This window comes from Enterobacter cloacae complex sp. HYC042_NIDB, assembly GCF_056673315.1.
Genome location: NZ_CP109650.1, coordinates 3135586 through 3154859, shown reverse-complemented (window position 1 = coordinate 3154859; position 19274 = coordinate 3135586). Strand labels below are relative to the sequence as shown.

Sequence of the window (19274 nt, the reverse complement as noted above, 5' to 3'; positions counted from 1 at the left end):
GCGCGGTGCCTGCCGGGGCTACATCTGAGGACACATGCAATGCCTGATAGCCATCGCGTTTACAGCTACTCCGCCGTTCTGATGGGCTCGCCCATTCTCCTGAAGCTCTTCTCCCATGACGAAGCCCTCGCGTCCCGCGTTTTCCGCCTGATCAAACAGTACGAAGATCTCCTCACCGTTAACCGGGCGCATTCCCAGGTGATGGACATCAACCATGCGGCGGGCCAGCATCCGGTTGCCGTCAGTCGTCCAGTGTTTGAACTGATCCGCTGTGCCAAAGCGGCAAGCATGCTAAAAGACAGCGCGTTTAACCTGGCGATCGGCCCGCTGGTGAAGCGCTGGAAGATTGGCTTTCAGGGAGACAGCGTTCCGCCTGCCGATGACATTGCGTCCCTGTTGGCGATAACCCGGCCCGAGGAGGTCATCCTTGATGAGGCGCAGACCAGCGTGTTTCTGACCAGAGCGGGGATGGAGATTGATCTGGGGGCCATCGCCAAAGGCTATATCGCCGACCGGGTGCGGGACTACCTGCGCAAAGAGGGCGCTGAGCTGGGGCTGATCAACCTCGGCGGAAACATCCAGACGTTAGGCTCGCCGGAAGGGGGCTGGAGCGTGGGGCTAAAAAAACCGTTCGCCGGTGACGCGCTTATCGGTGCGATGACGGTGGAGAACCTATCCGTGGTGACCTCGGGAACGTACGAGCGCTACTTCGAGCAGAACGGCAAGCGCTATCACCATATTCTCGATCCGCGCACCGGGTATCCGCTCGACAACGAGCTGGAGAGCGTCACTATCATTTCAAAAGACTCCATTGACGGCGACATCTGGACCACGCTGATGTACGGCATGGGGGTAGAAAAGGGCTGTGCCGCCCTGCGCGCGCGCCCCGATATTGAAGCTATCTTTGTGACCAAAACAAAAGAAGTGGTGATCTCCTCGATGCACCACTTCCGTTTTACCCTTCTGGACGAGAGCTACCGCGTTATTGGCAGTACTGTTTGAGCAGCCCGATCTGTTCCGGCTGTAAGCGGTAGCGATACACCGGACGCCCGGTGGCGCCGTAGTGAATGCTGGTGAACAGAATGTTGATCTGCGCAAGCCAAATCAGGTACTTACGGCAGGAGACGCGTGAGATATTGACTGCGTTAGCCAGATCGTCGGTGGAAAATTCCGTCTCCGGGTGGCCATCAATCCACTGGCAAATCGTGCGCAGCGTTTGCGGCGTTAACCCCTTCGGCAATTTTTTAGTGTCCGCCAGCTCCGGCGCGCCGCCGTGGATCAGCCTGTCGACGTCCGCCTGCTCGTAATACTGGTGCGAGCCCATCAGGCTGTGCTTTGCCTTCCAGCCGTTCAGCGCCTCTTCAAAGCGCGGGAACTGGAACGGCTTTATCAGATAATCCACCACGCCGTAGTGGATGGAGGTCTGGATCGTGGCGGCATCGGCGGCCGAGGAGATCATAATCACATCAATCGGGCGGCCTGACGCGCGAATATCGGGCAGCAGATCCAGCCCGTTATCCTGCTGCATGTAGACGTCCAGCAGCACCAGATCGACAGGCTGGCTGGGGTTATTGATAAAGGCCCTGGCCTGATTGAGCGTGGAGGCGACGCCGCAGCAGCTGAAGCCTTCAACACGGTTGACGTACAGACGGTTGAGATCGGCTACCATGGCGTCATCATCGACAATTAATACATTTATCACGCGATATTCCTCTCGCTATCCCAGGGGATGTGAACAAAAAATTGGGTAAATACGCCAGGCTCAGACTCGACGGTAATATCGCCGCCCAGGTTCTGGATCTGCTGGCGAGCAAGGAACAGCCCAACGCCGCGGTTTTCACCTTTTGTTGAGAACCCCTTAGTAAAAATAGCCTCCAGCTGAGTGGGATCAATGCCGGGGCCATCGTCGCTGACTTCGCAGCTGAGCCAGCCATTCTGATAATGCAGCAGCAGGCCGATCTCGCCTTCCTGCTGTCCTGCCATCGCGTCGAGCGCGTTTTCGATTAAGTTACCCAGCGCGGTGATCAGCACCGCAACCTGCTCTTCACTGGCGGTATCCGGTATCAGGCTTTCATCCGCCAGCGTCAGGGTGACGCCGGCCTCTTTCGCCCGGTTGATTTTACCCAGCAGGAACCCGGCAACGACCGGGGACTTTACCTTGCTCTGGATCGTGCCAATGTCCGTCTGGTAATTATGCGCCGTCTGGATGATGTACTCCTCCAGCTTGTCGTAACGCTTCATGTGCAGCAGGCCGAGGATCACATGCAGTTTATTCATAAACTCGTGCGTATGGCTGCGCAGGGCGTCGACGTAGTTGACCATGCCATCGATACGCTGCATCAGCTGGCTGATTTCCGTTTTATCGCGGAAGGTGCTGATAGCCCCGATCACCCGATTCTGGCTTTTAACCGGCACCATGTTGCAGAGCAGCAGTCGTCCGTTGCAGCTGATCTCCTGATCCTGACGCGCAACCCCGGTTTTCGATACCTCACGCAGGCTTGCCAGCAGCGGCTCGCTGGTGTTTTCGGTCTGCTTGCCGGAGGGAAGAAGTAATATCTCTCTGGCAGCGTGGTTAATCATCGTCACGCGGCCGTGAATATCGACGGCCAGTACCCCTTCGCGAAGCGACTGCAGCATCGCCTGGCGCTGTTCGAACAGGGCGGAAATTTCGTAAGGTTCAAGCCCGAACAGGATGTGTTTCAGGACCCGTACCAGACCCCAAATCGCCATCGAACTCATAAAGATGCTGAACAGAATCGTCCAGAGCGCGTTGAGTCGCCCGCGGGCTATCTGGTCTTCCACCTTTTTGAGGGAAATCCCGACCACGACGACCCCGATCTGATCGTGCTGGCTGTCATAGACCGGCGTGAAAACGCGAAGCGCCTCGGCGAGGGCACCGCGGTTAACTGAGACATTCTCTTTGCCTTCCAGCGCGGGTTCCAGATCGTTGCCGATAAAATGCAGGCCGATGAGCGCCTCGTTCGGGTGCGAGTAGCGAATCCCCCGCATGTCGGTCACCACGGTAAGCAGCAGATCGTTACGTTGGGTAACGGCTTTGGCGATGGGCTGAATGATGTCGGCCTGCGGCGACTGCATCAGGCCGCGCTGGATCTCAGGGCTGTCGGCCAGCGTGCGGGCGATGCCCAGAGCGGTATCTTTTACATCATCGCGGGTCGCCCGGGTGATCTGCACGGAATAGAGCGCAAAAACTACCAGCAACACCGAGGCGATAATCGCGGACACCATCAACGTGACCAGCGTGTACAGTTTCATGGGGCGCTTGCGCGTCAGAGGGAAAGGCTGCAGATCGCTCATCAACACTCCGCGATGATTAAGAAAGGGAGTGATTATCGCTGATGATGGGCTTTTCTTAAAGCCATGTAAAAGCGTCGATTTACTCTTCTTTTCGTGACCCCACTCGCAGGTCATCTATATAAAACACTTTATAGTGTGTGGGTACTCATAATAAGGAGGCTGTTTATGAGCATTACGCTTACCGGTTCAGTCAAGGAAAGACGGCACGCCAGCACGATGAATATAGATAGATTGTCCACGCTGGACATGCTGAAGGTTATCCACGAGGAAGATGCACGCATTTCTGCTGCTATAACCCCCTGCTTAACGACAATCGCCCGCGCGGTGGATAACGCCGCCTCGGCGCTCAACCACGGCGGCCGTCTGCTGATTGTCGGCGCGGGCCCGTCAGGCTGCATCGCACAACAGGCTGCAGATGAGTATGCGCCGGGGAAAACGCCGGTAATTGCCGTGACGGCAGAAGAGGGGGATGGGAGCTACGAGCGCGGTGTGGCTGATCTGCAGGCCATTAAATTTGATGAGCACGATATGATGCTTGCCGTGACCGTCAGCGGAAAAACGCCGTGGGTCTGGGGGGCAATGCGGCATGCGTGGTCGTTGGGAGCGCCGGTTGCGGTCATCACCGGTGATGCACAAAGTGAAGCAGCACAGCTGGCAAGCATGGTAATTGCCCCAGAGCTTGGGGCTGATGTGGTTGCCGGGTATCGCAATACCAGGGCGGGGATCGCGCAAAAAATGATCCTCTCAATGATTACCACCGCGCTGGCCGTTCGCACCGGGCGCGTTTACAGCAACCTGCGCGTGGATCTTGAGGCAAGCAATACCAAATGGGCTGAACGGCAAATCGCCATTGTGATGGAAGCGGGGGGATGCACCCGGGCGCAGGCAAAAGCCGCGCTGGAGAGCTGTAACCATCACTGTAAAACGGCGGTGTTGATGGTGCTGACCGGTCTGGATGCGTGGAAAGCCCATGAGCTGCTGGCGCAGAATAACGGGTTTATCCGCGTGGCGCTGCAGGAAGCGCCGTAAAATAGTGTCCCTTGAAACAAAAAAGCCCGCAAATGCGGGCTTTAGTATTTTCAGGGATCAGAACTGGTAGATCATGCCGATGCCAACAATGTCATCGGTTGCAATACCATTGTCATTGTAGAAGGCGTCATCTTCGTCCAGCAGGTTGATTTTATAATCAACGTAGGTGGAGAAGTTCTTGTTGAAGTTGTAGGTCATGCCCAGGTCGATGTAGTTAACCAGATCCTGGTCTACATAGTCATAGCCATTGCGTGGGTGATAATCGTTACCGCCCAGATCGATGCCTTTGGAATAGACCCACGCCAGGGATGGACGCAGACCGAAGTCAAACTGGTATTGCGCTACGGCTTCAAAGTTCTGCGTTTTGTTGGCGATGCCGTCGCTGCCGTACGGCGTCATGTTGCGGGTTTCCGCGTACATCATCGCCAGGTAGACGCCTTGAGCATCATATTTTGCGCCAACGGTCCATGCGTCTGCACGGTCACCGCCTGCGTATTTGCTGAAGCGGTTATAGTTGCCCGCGCCATAAGCAACCTGATCGTTGGTACGGTCAGAGGAAGAATACGCCGCACCCAGGGTCAGGCCGAAGTCGAAGTCATAGGTGGTAGACATACCGAAGCCGTCGCCGTTCTGGAAGCGTACGTCGTCGTGACCGTTTTTGGTGCCTTCCTGATCTTCGTTAGCGTTTGCGCCTTCGTTAGCACCCTGATACTGCAGCGCGAAGTTCAGGCCATCAACCAGACCGAAGAAATCATTATTACGGTAGGTCGCAACACCGTTGGTACGGCCAACCATATAGTTGTCAGTCCAGGTGTAGGAATCGCCACCAAATACCGGCAGCATATCGGTCCAGGCTTCAACGTCATACACGACGCCGTAATTACGGCCATAATCAAATGAACCGTATTCGCCATATTTCAGGCCCGCATAGGCCAGACGGTTGAAAGAGGTATCCCCGGCGTCTTCGGTATCATTTGCGTAGGTTTTATATTCCCACTGACCGTAACCGACCAGATCGCGGGTAATCTGTGTTTCGCCTTTGAAACCAATCTGCACGTAGGTTTCGTCGCCGTCGTCGCCCGCGTTGTCGGAGAAGGTATGACGCGCGTCAACCTTGCCGTACAGGTCAACTTTATTGCCGTCTTTGTTATACATTTCAGCCGCGTTTGCCGCGCCAGCCATTAATAAAGCGGGTACAAGAATTGCCAGAACTTTTCTTTTCATTATATATTCCCTTTAAAGATAATTTATATGAATATATGTAATCACCCTCCGTAATTACGTGTTTGATACTATTCTATGGCTCGTGAATTTGGTTCAAAAATAAATGTAATTAAACCAGTGAAAATATTACAAAATATTTCCAAAAATCTCTTTATTTTTCATATGAATTAATCGCTTGAAAGTATTGCGGGTAATTATTATTAAGTATTTCGGGGTTCTATTTTTTAATTTATTTTATTTAGCTATGTTATAATTCAGTGCCCATTTTCGTAACAGGAAAGGATGATGGAACTCATACAGTGGCAGCAGCGCTTTGAATCCTGGCTTGATGAACATCACGCGACCGACGACACCGCGCACGATATTTCACACTTCCGTCGCGTCTGGCTGACGGCGCAGAAAATCATGGTTCATCACCACGTCGACCCGCTGACGATCCTGACCGCCTGCTATTTTCACGACATCGTTAACCTGCCGAAAAATCATCCTGAACGCAGCCAGTCGTCGCGTCTGGCTGCCCGCAGAACGCGGGACATTCTGCACCGCGATTTCCCTGACTTTCCGTCCGATCGCTATGCCGCCGTGGAGCACGCCATCGAGGCGCACAGTTTCAGCGCCGGCCTGACGCCGTACACGATTGAGGCCAAAATTGTCCAGGATGCAGATCGTCTGGAGGCGCTGGGGGCGATTGGCCTGGCGCGCGTGTTTGCCGTGTCAGGCGCGCTGGGCGTACCGCTTTTTGACGCGGACGATCCGTTTGCCGACGCGCGCCCGCTTGATGACCGGGCGTTTGCGCTCGATCATTTTCAGACCAAGCTGCTGCGCTTGCCTGATACAATGCAAACCGACGTCGGGCGCGAGCTCGCGCAGCACAACGCCGATTTTCTGATTCAGTTTATGGCGAAACTCAGTGCCGAATTACAGGGCGACTGCATCGGGCTGGATAGCCAGATTCAACACCGCTTCCGTCGCAGTTTGCGAAAGTGAACTGTGGTAATCTGTTTCCAGTCTTTATTGCCCGGTTAAAAGAATGCAGGAAAATCGATCAGTGACAGAGCCCGCGCCAGAGCAGGCTGAGAAGTCAACGGCAACGGTGCAGGCATTACTGCGCCAGCTGCTGGATATTTATGACGCTAAAACGCTGGCAAACCAGCTGGTGGCGCACGGCGAGAGCCACTGGAGCCCGGCCATCCTTAAGCGACTGCTGACCAGCGATCGGGCAGGGCGCCGCCTGAGCGAAAGCGAGTTTCGTTATCTGCAAGATCTGCTTCCGCGGCCGTCTGCCGCGCACCCGAACTATGCCTTCCGCTTTATCGATCTGTTTGCCGGCATCGGTGGCATCCGGCACGGCTTTGAAGCTATCGGCGGTCAGTGCGTGTTTACCAGCGAGTGGAACAAACATGCGGTACGCACTTATAAAGCGAACTGGTACTGCGATCCGCATGAACATCATTTCAACGCCGATATCCGCGACGTTACCCTGAGCCATAAAAGCGGCGTCACGGATGAACAAGCCGCCGAGCACATTCGCCAGACGATTCCGGCGCATGACGTGCTGCTGGCGGGCTTCCCGTGTCAGCCTTTCTCGCTGGCCGGCGTCTCCAAAAAGAATGCCCTCGGGCGTGCCCACGGTTTTGCCTGCGATACGCAGGGAACGCTGTTTTTCGATGTGGCCCGAATCATTGACGCCCGTCGCCCGGCCATATTCGTGCTGGAAAACGTCAAGAACTTAAAGAGCCACGACGGTGGAAAGACCTTCCGTATTATCATGCAAACGCTGGACGAGCTGGGCTATGACGTGGCGGATTCCGGGGACATGGGCGCGGATGACCCGAAAATTATCGACGGGAAACACTTCCTGCCCCAGCATCGCGAACGCATTGTGCTCGTCGGTTTCCGCCGCGATCTCAATCTGAAGGGGGATTTCACCCTGCGGGATATTCCCTCCTTATACCCCGAGCGTCGTCCAACCATTGCCGACCTGCTGGAGCCGGTGGTCGACGCGAAATTTATCCTTACCCCAATCCTGTGGAAATACCTCTACCGCTATGCCAAAAAGCATCAGGCCAAAGGCAACGGCTTCGGGTTTGGCATGGTGAACCCAAACGATCCGCACAGCGTGACCCGCACGCTGTCCGCTCGCTACTACAAAGACGGCGCTGAAATCCTGATCGACAGAGGCTGGGATAAAGCGCTGGGCGAGAAAGATTTCGACGATCCGCAAAACCAGCGTCACCGTCCGCGGCGCCTCACGCCGCGGGAGTGCGCCCGGCTGATGGGCTTTGAAACGCCACAGGGCTACCGTTTCCGCATTCCGGTTTCGGACACTCAGGCTTACCGTCAGTTTGGTAACTCAGTGGTGGTGCCCGCGTTCGCGGCGGTGGCAAAACTGCTGGCCCCGCGCATCAGACAGGCGGTGGCGCTCCGCCAGGGTGAGGCCGTCAATGACGGACGTTCACGATAAGGCCACGCGGAGCAAAAACATGCGTGCCATCGGCACGCGTGACACCGCGATTGAAAAGCGTCTGGCCGGGCTGCTGACACAGGCGGGCTTCGACTTTCGCGTGCAGGATCCCGCGCTTGCGGGTCGCCCGGATTTCGTCATTGACGCGTATCGGTGCATTATCTTCACCCACGGCTGTTTCTGGCATCATCACGACTGCTACCTGTTTAAAGTCCCGGCGACGCGCACCGATTTCTGGCTGGAAAAGATTGGCAAGAACGTTGAGCGAGATGCGCGGGATCTCGCCACGCTTGTCGCGCAGGACTGGCGAGTGCTGATCGTCTGGGAGTGTGCGCTGAGAGGACGGTTAAAGCTGAACGATGCCGATCTGAGCGAACGGCTGGAAGAGTGGATCTGCGGCGGCGGCCAGGCCGCGCAGATCGACACGCAGGGGATCCACGCGCTTACGGTTTCTCCACCTCGCAAGGCGTAACCACGGGCTTTGCCGGCAGCAAATATTTGCCTAAGGTCACCAGCACGACGGCAAAAACAATCACCCCTAAAGCTAACCACTCAACCGGAGAGAGCGTTTCACCGCCAAGCCCGGTGCCGAGCAGCACGGCCACGACCGGGTTGACGTAGGCATAGCTGGTGGCAACCGCCGGTGAGACGTTACGGATCAGGAACATGTAGGCGTTGATGGCGATGATGGAGCCAAACAGCGCCAGATAGCCTACCGCCAGGAAGCCCGACAACGGCGGCAGGGTAGTCAGCTCCTCTCCCGTCAGGGCTGAGGCCAGCAGCAGCACATTCCCAGCCGCAAGCATCTCTATTGCCCCCGCCATCATGCCGGTCGGAAGTTCGATACGCGAACCGTATACGGAACCAAACGCCCAGCTCATCGAGCCGATAAGGATAATCACTGCGCCCCACGGATTCCCGCTCAGGTTACCGCCGCTGTTAAGCAGAATAATGCCGGCAAGGCCGATGCCAATCCCCAGCCACTCCAGCTTGCGAGTGCGGATGCCGAAAAGACGGCTGAAGCAGAGGGTAAACAGCGGTACGGTGGCAACGACCACGGCGGCGATCCCTGACGGTACGTTCTGGTGCTCGGCAATGGTCACAAAGCCATTCCCCACCGCCAGCAGCAGCAGGCCTATCAGGGCGGCGTTCAGCATTGGGCGGAGCGGTGGAAGCTTATGCCCGCGCAGCAGCAGGAAGGCCAGCAGCAGCACACCCGCCGAGAGGAAGCGAATGCCCGCCATCATCAGCGGCGGCCAGCTTTCCACGCCGATGCGAATGACAAAATAGGTTGAACCCCAGATGATATACAGCGAAAAAAGTGCTCCGATAAGCGGAAGCAGTTGCCGGAAACGCATAATCCCTCACGACGAAATAAAAAGGTCGCTGATAGTAAACGCGAAAACTATCGCGCTGGCGAGCCCTTTAATTGTGTAGTTGATGTGAATTTTTTGTTGACGAAAGCTGCCTGTTTCCGCGATTGCGCTTTTGCTCCATACTATTCACTTAATTACCAAAAAAAGAAGGATCACCATTTTGGCAGGAAGTAGCTTATTAACATTGCTGGATGATATTGCCACCTTACTGGATGATATTTCCGTGATGGGGAAACTGGCGGCGAAGAAAACCGCAGGGGTGCTGGGGGACGATCTCTCGCTTAACGCCCAACAGGTGAGCGGGGTACGGGCTAACCGTGAGCTGCCAGTGGTGTGGGGTGTGGCAAAAGGCTCGTTTCTGAACAAAGTGATCCTGGTGCCGCTGGCGCTGCTGATCAGCGCATTCATCCCCTGGGCCATCACGCCGCTGCTGATGATTGGCGGGGCATTCTTGTGCTTCGAAGGCGTGGAGAAGGTCCTGCACTCTTTGAGCTCGCGCAAGCAGAAGGATACCCCGGAGGCGCGCCAGCAGCGCCTTGAAGCGCTTGCCGCGCAGGATCCGAAAGTTTTCGAGCGCGATAAAATCAAAGGCGCCATTCGCACCGATTTCATTCTGTCGGCTGAAATTGTCGCCATTACGCTGGGCATTGTCTCCGATGCGCCGCTGCTGAATCAGGTGTTGATCCTCTCCGGGATCGCCATTCTGGTCACGGTGGGCGTTTACGGCCTGGTCGGACTGATCGTGAAGCTGGATGATATCGGCTACTGGCTGGAGGAGAAATCCAGCGCGGTGGCTAAAGGCATCGGCAAAGGCTTACTGACGCTGGCGCCGTGGCTGATGAAGAGCTTGTCCGTGGTGGGGACCCTGGCGATGTTCCTCGTGGGCGGCGGCATTGTGGTCCACGGCATTGCGCCGCTGCACCATGCCATCGAACATTTCGCCTCGGCGCAGGGGAGTGTGGTGGCAGCGATTCTGCCCACGCTGCTTAATCTGGTGCTGGGCTTTATCGTTGGCGCTATCGTGGTGGCGGCGGTGAAACTGATCGAAAAAATGCGCGGTACGGCGCACTAATTGTTACCCGTCGCAGGGTGCAAAAAGACCATTCCTCGTCTAAATTGAAACAGTTTCACCCTGATACAGGAGGCAGGTATGGTCTTTTTGGTCAGTGATGAAGTTAAGCCTAAGAAGGGCGGCCCGCGCATGATTGTCACCGGGTATTCCAGCGGAATGGTGGAATGTCGGTGGCATGATGGCTACAGCATTAAGCAGGAAGCCTTTCGTGAAGATGAGCTTCAGCCGGGTGACGGCCAGCGCAAGCACGATCAGGCTTAATCACATAACGCCCGGCTTTGCCGGGCGTTTTTAACTGAAGTACCGGGTGTAAGGCAGTAATCAGGGAGTGTGTGTGCAGCGCGATACCTTTGTTGTAAGACGATCTTTTCTGCAATGGCTGCATAAGCGTAGCAATCCGGGTTTGATTGTTAACCTCTGTTTTATCACTGTTCTGGTATTTTCAACCCTCCTGACCTGGCGTGAAGTGGTGGTCCTCGAAGAGGCGTATATCTCCAGCCAGCGCAACCACCTGGAAACCGTGGCCAGCTCGCTGGACAGGCAGCTGCAGTACAGCGTGGATAAAATGCTGTTATTTCGCCAGAGCATGCGCGATGCGCTACAGACGCCGCTGGCCTTCAATGTTTTGCACGATGCAGTATCGCACTTTAACGCATTACGCATGCGTCCCACCTGGCAGCTCCTCGTTGACAGAAATCGCACACTTCCGATTAACGGCGTCTCGGATGCGTTTGTTGAAAAAACGTCGATACTGAACCGGGACGCTGAACGCATCAGCAATGAAATTTCAGCCGCGCTTGAGGTGGGTTATCTGCTCAGGCTGGCGACGTCGAGCAGGCATAGTGAATCGCGGGTGATCTACGTTTCACGCGCCGGGTTTTATCTTTCGACGGATACGCTAACAGAGGCGAGCGATATTATCCCCCGCTATTATCACCTGGTCACGCAGTCCTGGTTTACCCAGCAGTCGGAACGTAACAATCGCTCCCGCGCGGTGCGCTGGTTTATCTCCACGCCGTCATCCTGGACCGGTGACGAGCGAACGATCACTGCCAGCGTCCCCATTTATTTCAATCACTACTGGTATGGCGTGGTGGCGATGGATTTCTCGCTGAATACGATGCAACGCCTGCTGGCAGAGGCGACGGACGACCGTACGGAGGGGGAGTATCAGCTGTACGACTCCCGGCTCAATATGATTGCCTCCTCTGAAAAGACAGATAAACAGGTGAACCATTTCGATGAACGCGAACTCGCGCAGATAGCGCAGGCGATCGAGCACGATACTGGTGGTGGCATCCGCCTCGGCAGCCGTTTCATCAGCTGGCAGCGGCTCGATCATTTTGATGGCCTGGTTTTGCGTGTCCATACTCTGCAGGAAGGGGTACAGGGCGACTTCGGCAGCATCAGTATCGTACTGGCATTACTGTGGGCACTCTTTACCGCGATGCTGCTGATTTCGTGGCTGGTGATCCGCCGGATGGTTAGCAATATGTATACGCTGCAGCACTCGCTCAAGTGGCAGGCCTGGCACGACCCGCTAACCCGCCTGAATAATCGCGGTGCGCTGTTCGAACGCGCGAAACTGCTGGCGAAGAAGTGTCATCAACAGTCGTTGCCGTTCTCGGTCATTCAGTTAGACCTCGACCATTTTAAAAGCGTCAACGATCGGTTCGGTCACCAGGCCGGTGATAAGGTGCTTTCCCACTCGGCAGGGCTGATTTCCAGCGCATTGCGTAAAAACGACGTGGCAGGACGCGTGGGCGGGGAAGAGTTTTGTATCGTCCTGCCGGGGCTCGGTCTTGAGGAGGCGAGAGGCGTCGCGGAGCGTATTCGCTGCCGAATCAACAGCAAGGAGATTCTGGTGAAGAAGAGTACGACCCTGCGCATCAGCGCGTCACTCGGCGTCAGCAGCGCCCGGGAAAACGAAAATTACGATTTCGAACAGCTGCAGTCCGTGGCGGATGCCCGGTTATATAAAGCTAAACAGGACGGACGTAACCGGGTTGTCTGGCACGATCATGACAAAAAGTGATCCAGCCCCTCCTGCCAGCCGAGCGGTCCCGCCTGCCGGGTGTGATAAACCCGGCGGGGGTTATCGTCCCGTAACGTAATACCCTGGCGGTTTATCCCCTTAATCACCACCGCGAAGTCCACGCTGTCCAGCAGCGGCGCGTCGTTCGGCCCATCGCCGAGCCCCAGGGTCGTGGGTTCAATATTTTCCCGTTCACGGTACTGCGCGATTAGCCAGTTAGCCGCAACGTCCTTACCGCAGCCGGCATCGAGAATATGCCAGAAACGGGCACCCTGCAGGCATTTCAGCCCGCGTTGCGCCAGCGCCGCTTCAAACCGGGCCATGGCTTCGTCGGAATCACGCCAGATGAGCGTGACGGAGGCGTCATGCTTGCGGGCAAGCGCCGCCCGGTAGCGGGTCACCCCCGTCCATTCGCTAATGACGCGTTCGTCCACGTCGTCAAAGGTGGTGAATTTGAAGCCCGCCTGCTGGCGGATTTGCTCAATAAGCGGACGAATCTCCCGGTGCGTCATGCCGTTGATGTGGCGCTGACCCATTTCCCAGCGCACGTCAGGCTGAATCACCGCGCCGTTCTCAGCGATAAACGGTAACCCTTCCAGACCCAGATCCTGCTGAATATCCAGCATCTCTGCCGCGCTCTTGCTGCTGCAAAGAATCACCGGTACCTGGTTATCCTGCAGTTTATCCAGCCACGGCATCGCGGGCTGCCACTCATAGGTATGAATATCCAGCAGCGATCCATCCAGATCGGAAAAAATCAGCAGGGGACCCCGGAGTGAAAGCATAGTAACTCCCGAAAATGAATGAACCTTAATCTAAGAATATTCCTAAAAAAATATCTGAGCTTAAACCGGATTGAAAAGAACTAATCCAGCCAAACCCGCATTCGGCGTATGTTGTTGCTCATAACCAAAACGATTATGTTAAAAATATTATATTCGCCGTAAGAATATATGCTTGTCATGCAAAATCGTTGGGGATAGTGTTGTTTGTACATCAGATTTCCTGGTGTAACGAATTTTCAAGTGCTTCTTGCATAAGCAAGTTTTGATCCCGGCCATCCCCATGACCGGGATTTTTTTCGTGTTAACGATTTGCTTCAGACACGCTAAAGTCATGAATATCCAACTCGAAGGCCTCCGCCAGCTCGCGGTAGGTGTGATAATCCCTCCCGTTAACAATGACGTGGTCCGAACCATCGTTCGTGCGGCGGACTTCTGACTCACTGATCTCATTGATGGCGGCCAGCAGGGCATCGACATCCACCTCGACCTCGCGTTTGATGGTGTCGCTGTACTCTTTATCGGTCTTCATTACGGGGCTCCTCATTAAACCGTGTCCACGGTAAGTATAGACTGTGTATAAAAACGCCATTCACGCCGTGCGGCGATGTGTGTTTTTGCGTTTTGTTCTACACTGGCTCAAAACCAGAGGAGGAATGTATGAAGGTCAACGATCGGGTAACCGTTAAAACGGACGGTGGGCCGCGCCGCCCGGGGGTGGTGCTGGCAATTGAAGAGTTTAGTGAAGGCACAATGTACCTGGTCTCACTGGAAGACTACCCGCTCGGCATCTGGTTTTTTAACGAACTGGGGCATCCGGACGGCATTTTTGTTGAGAAAGCGGAGTAGTACTGCGTCGGGTGGCATTGCGCGTGCCCACCACGTCCGCAAAAGCAAAAATCTCTGGCCAGGCCAGAGATCAAAGGTAGGGTGCAAAGGGGTTTAAGCCACTAACGCATGTTGACGAAAATCCCGTTCGTCACATTATCGGTCAGACGTACCACGTGATAGATCACTTGCTTATTATGCGTTTTAATTTTCCTTTTAATATTTCCTTTGTGTGACGAAACGGTTTTCGCTTTAATATTCATCTGGTCGGAGATCTGAATAGTTCCTTGTCCAGCCATCCACATTCGCAGCATACTTGATTCAGTCCTGCTTAATGAAAGGGTGGGTAAGTTAACCGCTCCTACATTTTTAACTTCTTTATTCAAATAATCACCCAGAATGTCATCCAGCGACTCGGGTTTAATCGACTTAGAACTGATCAATAAATTTTTACGGACCAACAAATACTCATCGAAATGGATATTCGCGATCGCCATAAAAACAATAAACAGGGTTTTTGGATGCTGATTAATGATTTGCTTAATGTGCTGACTGTTGGCTGGATCGTGAATGAAACAGTCCTCATTAATAAACACCACGCCTGGTTTGAGTTCGTCACAAGCGGCTGCGAGTTCTTCAACGGTGTGTGCATCGTTGATGTCTCTCTTTCTTACCCCTCTGCTTGCCAGGTACCCGGTTAACCCTAGCCGGGTGTAGCTGCATAAATCCATAATGATCGTTGACATGGCATACCCTCACTCAATGCGTAACGATAATTCACCATCTGCCTGAGAGCTCAAAACAGCCATACGGGATGGAAAAAAATAATAAACCTGTGAGCATGACAAAGACTTTCAGGCGGACTCACTATCCCGTAAAGTTACGTATAATTTGCCAGGAATCTTCTTAAAGTAAAGTAAATATTAAGTATTGTGAGGTGGTTAGAAACATTTAAACCGCGTCAGATATATCCTGGAAGATGTTTTTCGCGTTTTATTTTAGGAATATCCTCAGAAAGACAATAGCGATCGTGAGGACTATTATTTACGTGGCAATTCGCTGACAATATCCGCTAACAGATTGAATATCTCGCCGAATAAATGTTCACAGAAGGGGGCGATAAGTGGCATCAGTAATGACATTAATAAAATTCCGACCGTCAACGTTAGCGGAAAACCAATCACAAACACCGAGAGCTGCGGTGCCATTCTGTTCAGCAAGCCTAATGCCAGGTTGACGGTGAGCAGCAGGGTGATGATCGGCAGAGCCAGCATCAGACCGTTGAGGAAGATCAGCCCCGCCGCGCGGGTCAGCGCGAGGAAGGCATTGCTGTTGACCGGGTTATCACCGATCGGCAGCGTATGGAAAGTATCCACCAGCATGGAGATGAGCCACAGATGACCGTTGAGCGACAAAAACAGCAGCATGGCGAGCAGATCGATGATGCGCGCCAGCACCGGCATGTTGAGATGGCTGCCGGGATCGACAAACGTGGCGAACGATAGCCCCATCTGCAGGCCAATCAACTCACCGGCCGTGCGCACGGCGGCGAAGGCGAGCTGCATGGTAAAGCCCACGGCGACGCCAATCATCACCTGCTGTAAAGCGACCCATACCGCGTTAGCCGAGAAGATGGGAATATCCACGGGTGGCAGGGAAGGGGCGACGATAATGGTGATGATAATGCCCAGCCCCACCTTAACGCGCTTGGGGATCGATTTCTCGCTGAGAATGGGGGCGGTGGAGATCAGCGCCAGAATGCGCAGCATCGGCCAGAAATAGACGCCGAGCCACTGAACCCACTGGTCGCTGGTGAAGTGCAGCATCGTCAGGTCAGCCGATGATGTACGGCAGATTGGTAAACAGGTTGCGCATATAGTCCAGCAGCAGGTTCAGCATCCACGGTCCGGCCACGATAATCGCCACGAACACGGCGATGATTTTCGGGATAAACGACAGCGTCATTTCGTTAATCTGCGTGGCAGCCTGAAGAATACTGATAATCAGGCCGGTAACCAGCGCGACAAGCAGCAGCGGCGCGGCAACGGCAATCGCGATTTTCATCGCTTCCGTGCCCATCATCATGACCGATTCGGGTGTCATTGCCGTTCCTTAACTGTAAAAACTTTGCGCCAGCGAGCTGACCAGCAGCTGCCAGCCATCGACCAGCACAAAAAGCATGATCTTAAAGGGCAGGGCAATGGTGGCGGGCGGTACCATCATCATCCCGAGCGCCATCAGGACGCTGGCGATCACCAGGTCGATAATCAGGAACGGGATAAAAATGGTAAAGCCAATCTGGAACGCGGTTTTCAGCTCGCTGGTGACATAGGCCGGCAGCAGAATGCGCATCGGTACCGCTTCCGGGCCCTGCAGCTCGCCGGTGTTGGACAGGCGGGCGAAGAGGGCCAGGTCCGCCTCGCGCGTCTGGCGCAGCATAAATTCCCGCAGGGGCTGCGCGCCTTTTTCCAGCGCCTCCTGCATCGAAATTTTGTCTTCGCTGAACGGCTGGTAGGCGTCGGTATAAATCTTATCGATCACCGGCGACATGATGAAAAAGGTCAAAAACAGCGCCAGCCCCAGAAGCACCTGGTTTGGCGGCGCCGAAGGGGTGCCCAGCGCGTTTCGCAGCAGACCAAAAACGATGATGATGCGGGTAAAGCTGGTCATCATCAGCAGAATGGCCGGAATAAAGGTCAGCGAGGTGATGAAGACCAGCGTCTGAACCGGGAGCGACCAGCTCTGGCCGCCGCCCGCAATCGGCGTGGAAACCAGACCGGGCAACTGCGCATAAACCGCAGGAGCAAACAGGCCAACGCCCGCAAGCGTCAGGGATAACAAACGGCGCATCAGGTTCTCCCGGAACGCTTAAGCAAACTCTTCATGACGGACTGAAAATCCGCAGGGGCTTGTGCGCGCTCGTCCACCGTGACCGGGGCGGGCGGCAGTTTATGTAATACGTTGATGTTTGAGCCGGTTACGCCCAGAACCAGACGCGCATCTTCCACATCGACGATGACCACGCGTTCGCGCGGCCCAAGCGTCGTGCTGGCGCTGACCTTCAGGCCGCGGGTGCCGGCCGTTTTACCCGCCAGGCCAAAACGCTTTGCCAGCCAGGCGGCGATAAGAATAAAGGCAATAATACCGAACAGCGCCCCGCTCACCTGGAGCAGCGGGGAGCCGGGAACGGCGGAAGGCTGTGATATTGTTGCCTGGGTTTTCATGCTTAACGGCTCAGACGACGCATGCGTTCAGACGGGGTGATGATGTCGGTGATGCGCACGCCGTATTTATCGGCAACCACCACCACTTCACCCTGGGCAATAAGATAACCGTTGATCAGAATATCCAGCGGCTCGCCGGCCAGGCCGTCAAGGGCCACAACTGAACCCTGCGTGAGGCGCAGCAGCTCTTTAATGGTCATCCGGGTGCGTCCCAGTTCAACGGTCAGCTTAACCGGGATGTCCATAATCAGGTCGATGTCCTGCAGCGTGCCGCTGACGTCGCCGCCGCCTAACTGCTGGAATACCGCGTCCGCCGCGCTTTTTGTCGGAGTCGTTTTTTGCTCGTTTAACGCGTCAGCCCACAGATCGTCCAGTGCTCCGCTGTTTTCATCGGACGGATTGTTCATGTCACTCATTTGGGCTGTTCCTCATTCAGCGAATTCAAAATCGGGTTGATCAAGTGCTCAACGCGTAACGCATACTGACCGTTAATCGTGCCGTACTGGCTTGTAAGTACGGGGACACCATCCACGTGGGCAATAATGCGGTCGGGTTTGTCTATCGGCAAAACGTCGCCGGGTTGTAATTTCAGGATCTGGGATAACCGCATCGAAATGTCGGCAAAGTTCGCCACCAGCTCCAGCTGCGAGTGCTGCACCTGGCGCACCAGGTTTTCACGCCAGTTCTGATCTTCGTTGCGTGAGTTCTCCAGCGGCGGGTTAACCAGCAGCTCGCGCAGCGGTTCAATCATGCTGAACGGCAGGCAGATGTTGAACTCACCGGTCAGGTTACCGATCTCCACGTGGAACGGCGTATTGACGACGATATCGTTCGGGGAGGTGGTGATATTGGTAAATTTCACCTGCATCTCAGAACGGACGTACTCCACTTCCAGCGGGTTAATCGCTTTCCACGCGTCGCTGTATGATTCCAGCGCCAGCTTCAGCATGCGGTTAATGACGCGCTGCTCGGTGTGGGTGAATTCACGACCTTCAACTTTGGTCGGAAAACGCCCGTCGCCGCCGAACAGGTTATCCACCGCGATGAACACCAGGCTTGGGGAAAACACCACCAGACCGGTGCCGCGCAGCGGCTTCAGATGAATCAGGTTAAGGTTGGTTGGCACCGGCAGGTTGCGGGCAAACTCATGATACGGCTGGATGCGGATCGCACCGACCGTGATATCCGGGCTACGACGCAGCAGGTTAAACAGCCCCATACGGAACTGACGTGCAAAACGTTCGTTAATGATCTCCAGTGCCTGCAGACGTTCACGTACCACGCGACGCTGGGTATTGGGATCGTAAGGACGAATATTATCGTCGCCGGTGAGACCCGGTTGCGGGTCGTCACTCTTATCGCTGTCGCCGTTAAGCAGCGCGTCGATTTCTGCCTGAGAAAGAATACTGTCGCCCATGTCGTTACCGCAGAATAAAGGCTGTGTACAGAACGTCAGTGACTTCCTGCTTAGGTTGACCGTTTACCAGCGGGGTGGCCAGCGTCTGCTTGATGGCGTCGACCAGCTTTTGCTTACCCACGTCGGTAGCCAGCGCGGAGGCGTCCTGACGAGAAAACAGCAGGAGAAGGCGGCTACGCACTTCCGGCAGATAATCGTTCAGGCGCGCGCGGGTTGCTTCGTCCTTCAGGCGCAGCGTAATACCGACATACAGCACGCGATCCGCGTCACCGAGGTTAACGGTGAAGGTGTCCAGAGGGAAAAAGACCGGCGCCGGCGGTGGGGCAGGTTCGGCTTTGGCCGCAGCGGTTGAAGGTTCCTGCTGCATACGCCAGTAACTATAGCCCGCGGTAGCGCAGGCGGCGAGCGTGATCAACACCAGCAGCGGGATCCAGATGGAACGCTTGCTTTTTTTGGTGATAGCGGAGTCTGTCATCTGATACGAGCTTCCTGTTTCGGTACAGCTTAA

General features: G+C 55.2%; 22 protein-coding genes and 1 pseudogene. 9 read left to right on the top strand and 14 right to left on the bottom strand.

Annotated elements, in window-relative coordinates; genetic code table 11:
- Nucleotides 1-39: 39 nt before the first annotated feature.
- Complete coding sequence (locus tag OKF39_RS15205; protein ID WP_028013720.1) at nt 40-1002, top strand: FAD:protein FMN transferase; 963 nt, start codon at nt 40-42, stop codon at nt 1000-1002.
- Here OKF39_RS15205 and dcuR read toward each other — a convergent pair.
- Nucleotides 983-1702 (bottom strand): two-component system response regulator DcuR, encoded by a 720-nt coding sequence (gene dcuR / locus OKF39_RS15200; RefSeq protein WP_028013719.1) that lies wholly within the window; start codon nt 1700-1702, stop codon nt 983-985. The two genes, OKF39_RS15205 and dcuR, sit on opposite strands and share 20 nt — an antisense overlap.
- The gene (locus tag OKF39_RS15195; protein ID WP_309264183.1) at nt 1699-3315 is read right to left on the bottom strand and encodes a sensor histidine kinase; all 1617 of its coding nucleotides are present in this window, start codon (nt 3313-3315) and stop codon (nt 1699-1701) included. The genes dcuR and OKF39_RS15195 overlap by 4 nt, the downstream gene beginning before the upstream one ends.
- A 165-nt stretch (nt 3316-3480) precedes the next feature.
- Here OKF39_RS15195 and OKF39_RS15190 point away from each other — a divergent pair, with 165 nt between their 5' ends.
- Nucleotides 3481-4344, top strand: coding sequence for an N-acetylmuramic acid 6-phosphate etherase (locus OKF39_RS15190; RefSeq protein WP_193031666.1), 864 nt, complete (start codon nt 3481-3483; stop codon nt 4342-4344).
- Between the two features lie 57 nt (nt 4345-4401).
- Here OKF39_RS15190 and ompC read toward each other — a convergent pair whose 3' ends face one another.
- Nucleotides 4402-5568: a porin OmpC gene (gene ompC / locus OKF39_RS15185; RefSeq protein ID WP_047367847.1), complete on the bottom strand. Its 1167-nt coding sequence runs from the start codon at nt 5566-5568 to the stop codon at nt 4402-4404.
- 285 nt (nt 5569-5853) lie between these two features.
- Here ompC and OKF39_RS15180 point away from each other — a divergent pair, with 285 nt between their 5' ends.
- From OKF39_RS15180 to OKF39_RS15170, 3 genes are all read left to right on the top strand, one after another.
- Nucleotides 5854-6555: a phosphohydrolase gene (locus tag OKF39_RS15180; protein ID WP_479983813.1), complete on the top strand. Its 702-nt coding sequence runs from the start codon at nt 5854-5856 to the stop codon at nt 6553-6555.
- Between the two features lie 61 nt (nt 6556-6616).
- Entirely contained in the window at nt 6617-8032 is a 1416-nt protein-coding gene (locus OKF39_RS15175) for a DNA cytosine methyltransferase (protein WP_045260358.1), read from the top strand.
- Complete coding sequence (locus OKF39_RS15170) at nt 8013-8504, top strand: very short patch repair endonuclease (RefSeq protein ID WP_063942268.1); 492 nt, start codon at nt 8013-8015, stop codon at nt 8502-8504. The genes OKF39_RS15175 and OKF39_RS15170 overlap by 20 nt, the downstream gene beginning before the upstream one ends.
- Here OKF39_RS15170 and yedA read toward each other — a convergent pair.
- Nucleotides 8476-9390 carry a drug/metabolite exporter YedA gene (yedA, locus tag OKF39_RS15165; protein WP_479983100.1) on the bottom strand — a complete coding sequence of 305 codons (915 nt, stop codon included), beginning with the start codon at nt 9388-9390 and terminating at the stop codon, nt 8476-8478. The genes OKF39_RS15170 and yedA overlap by 29 nt on opposite strands.
- A 175-nt stretch (nt 9391-9565) precedes the next feature.
- Between yedA and OKF39_RS15160 the strand changes: the two genes are divergently transcribed.
- From OKF39_RS15160 to dgcQ, 3 genes are all read left to right on the top strand, one after another.
- A complete protein-coding gene (locus tag OKF39_RS15160) occupies nt 9566-10480 on the top strand; it encodes a DUF808 domain-containing protein (protein ID WP_169804339.1) in 915 nt (304 codons plus the stop codon).
- 78 nt (nt 10481-10558) lie between these two features.
- A complete protein-coding gene (locus OKF39_RS15155) occupies nt 10559-10741 on the top strand; it encodes a YodC family protein (protein ID WP_028013710.1) in 183 nt (60 codons plus the stop codon).
- A gap of 73 nt (nt 10742-10814) precedes the next feature.
- Nucleotides 10815-12515, top strand: coding sequence for a cellulose biosynthesis regulator diguanylate cyclase DgcQ (gene dgcQ, locus OKF39_RS15150; protein ID WP_069733049.1), 1701 nt, complete (start codon nt 10815-10817; stop codon nt 12513-12515).
- Here the strand turns inward: dgcQ and OKF39_RS15145 are convergent.
- Both OKF39_RS15145 and yodD read right to left on the bottom strand, forming a co-directional pair.
- Complete coding sequence (locus OKF39_RS15145; protein WP_045631638.1) at nt 12500-13300, bottom strand: mannosyl-3-phosphoglycerate phosphatase-related protein; 801 nt, start codon at nt 13298-13300, stop codon at nt 12500-12502. The two genes, dgcQ and OKF39_RS15145, sit on opposite strands and share 16 nt — an antisense overlap.
- Nucleotides 13301-13601: 301 nt before the next feature.
- A complete protein-coding gene (gene yodD, locus OKF39_RS15140) occupies nt 13602-13829 on the bottom strand; it encodes a YodD family peroxide/acid resistance protein (RefSeq protein ID WP_028013707.1) in 228 nt (75 codons plus the stop codon).
- A 128-nt stretch (nt 13830-13957) separates the two neighbouring features.
- Between yodD and dsrB the strand changes: the two genes are divergently transcribed.
- Entirely contained in the window at nt 13958-14146 is a 189-nt protein-coding gene (gene dsrB, locus OKF39_RS15135) for a protein DsrB (RefSeq protein ID WP_013097741.1), read from the top strand.
- A 101-nt stretch (nt 14147-14247) separates the two neighbouring features.
- Here the strand turns inward: dsrB and rcsA are convergent, their stop codons facing one another.
- The 8 genes and pseudogenes from rcsA to fliL form a co-directional block, all read right to left on the bottom strand.
- On the bottom strand, nt 14248-14871 hold the full coding sequence (gene rcsA, locus OKF39_RS15130) for a transcriptional regulator RcsA (protein WP_013097740.1): 624 nt from the start codon (nt 14869-14871) through the stop codon (nt 14248-14250).
- Nucleotides 14872-15158: 287 nt separating this feature from the next.
- Nucleotides 15159-15951: pseudogene (gene fliR / locus OKF39_RS15125) on the bottom strand (flagellar biosynthetic protein FliR); the annotation flags it as partial.
- A gap of 7 nt (nt 15952-15958) precedes the next feature.
- Nucleotides 15959-16228 carry a flagellar biosynthesis protein FliQ gene (gene fliQ / locus OKF39_RS15120; protein ID WP_008500315.1) on the bottom strand — a complete coding sequence of 90 codons (270 nt, stop codon included), beginning with the start codon at nt 16226-16228 and terminating at the stop codon, nt 15959-15961.
- Nucleotides 16229-16237: 9 nt separating this feature from the next.
- Nucleotides 16238-16975 carry a flagellar type III secretion system pore protein FliP gene (gene fliP / locus OKF39_RS15115; protein WP_028013705.1) on the bottom strand — a complete coding sequence of 246 codons (738 nt, stop codon included), beginning with the start codon at nt 16973-16975 and terminating at the stop codon, nt 16238-16240.
- Nucleotides 16975-17349: a flagellar biosynthetic protein FliO gene (fliO, locus tag OKF39_RS15110; protein WP_045260352.1), complete on the bottom strand. Its 375-nt coding sequence runs from the start codon at nt 17347-17349 to the stop codon at nt 16975-16977. Before fliO ends, fliP begins: the two co-directional genes overlap by 1 nt.
- 2 nt (nt 17350-17351) lie before the next feature.
- Nucleotides 17352-17765: a flagellar motor switch protein FliN gene (fliN, locus tag OKF39_RS15105; RefSeq protein ID WP_003859592.1), complete on the bottom strand. Its 414-nt coding sequence runs from the start codon at nt 17763-17765 to the stop codon at nt 17352-17354.
- Nucleotides 17762-18766 carry a flagellar motor switch protein FliM gene (fliM, locus tag OKF39_RS15100; RefSeq protein WP_028013703.1) on the bottom strand — a complete coding sequence of 335 codons (1005 nt, stop codon included), beginning with the start codon at nt 18764-18766 and terminating at the stop codon, nt 17762-17764. Before fliM ends, fliN begins: the two co-directional genes overlap by 4 nt.
- Before the next feature lie 4 nt (nt 18767-18770).
- A complete protein-coding gene (gene fliL / locus OKF39_RS15095; protein ID WP_021241388.1) occupies nt 18771-19241 on the bottom strand; it encodes a flagellar basal body-associated protein FliL in 471 nt (156 codons plus the stop codon).
- Between the last annotated feature and the right edge of the window lie 33 nt (nt 19242-19274).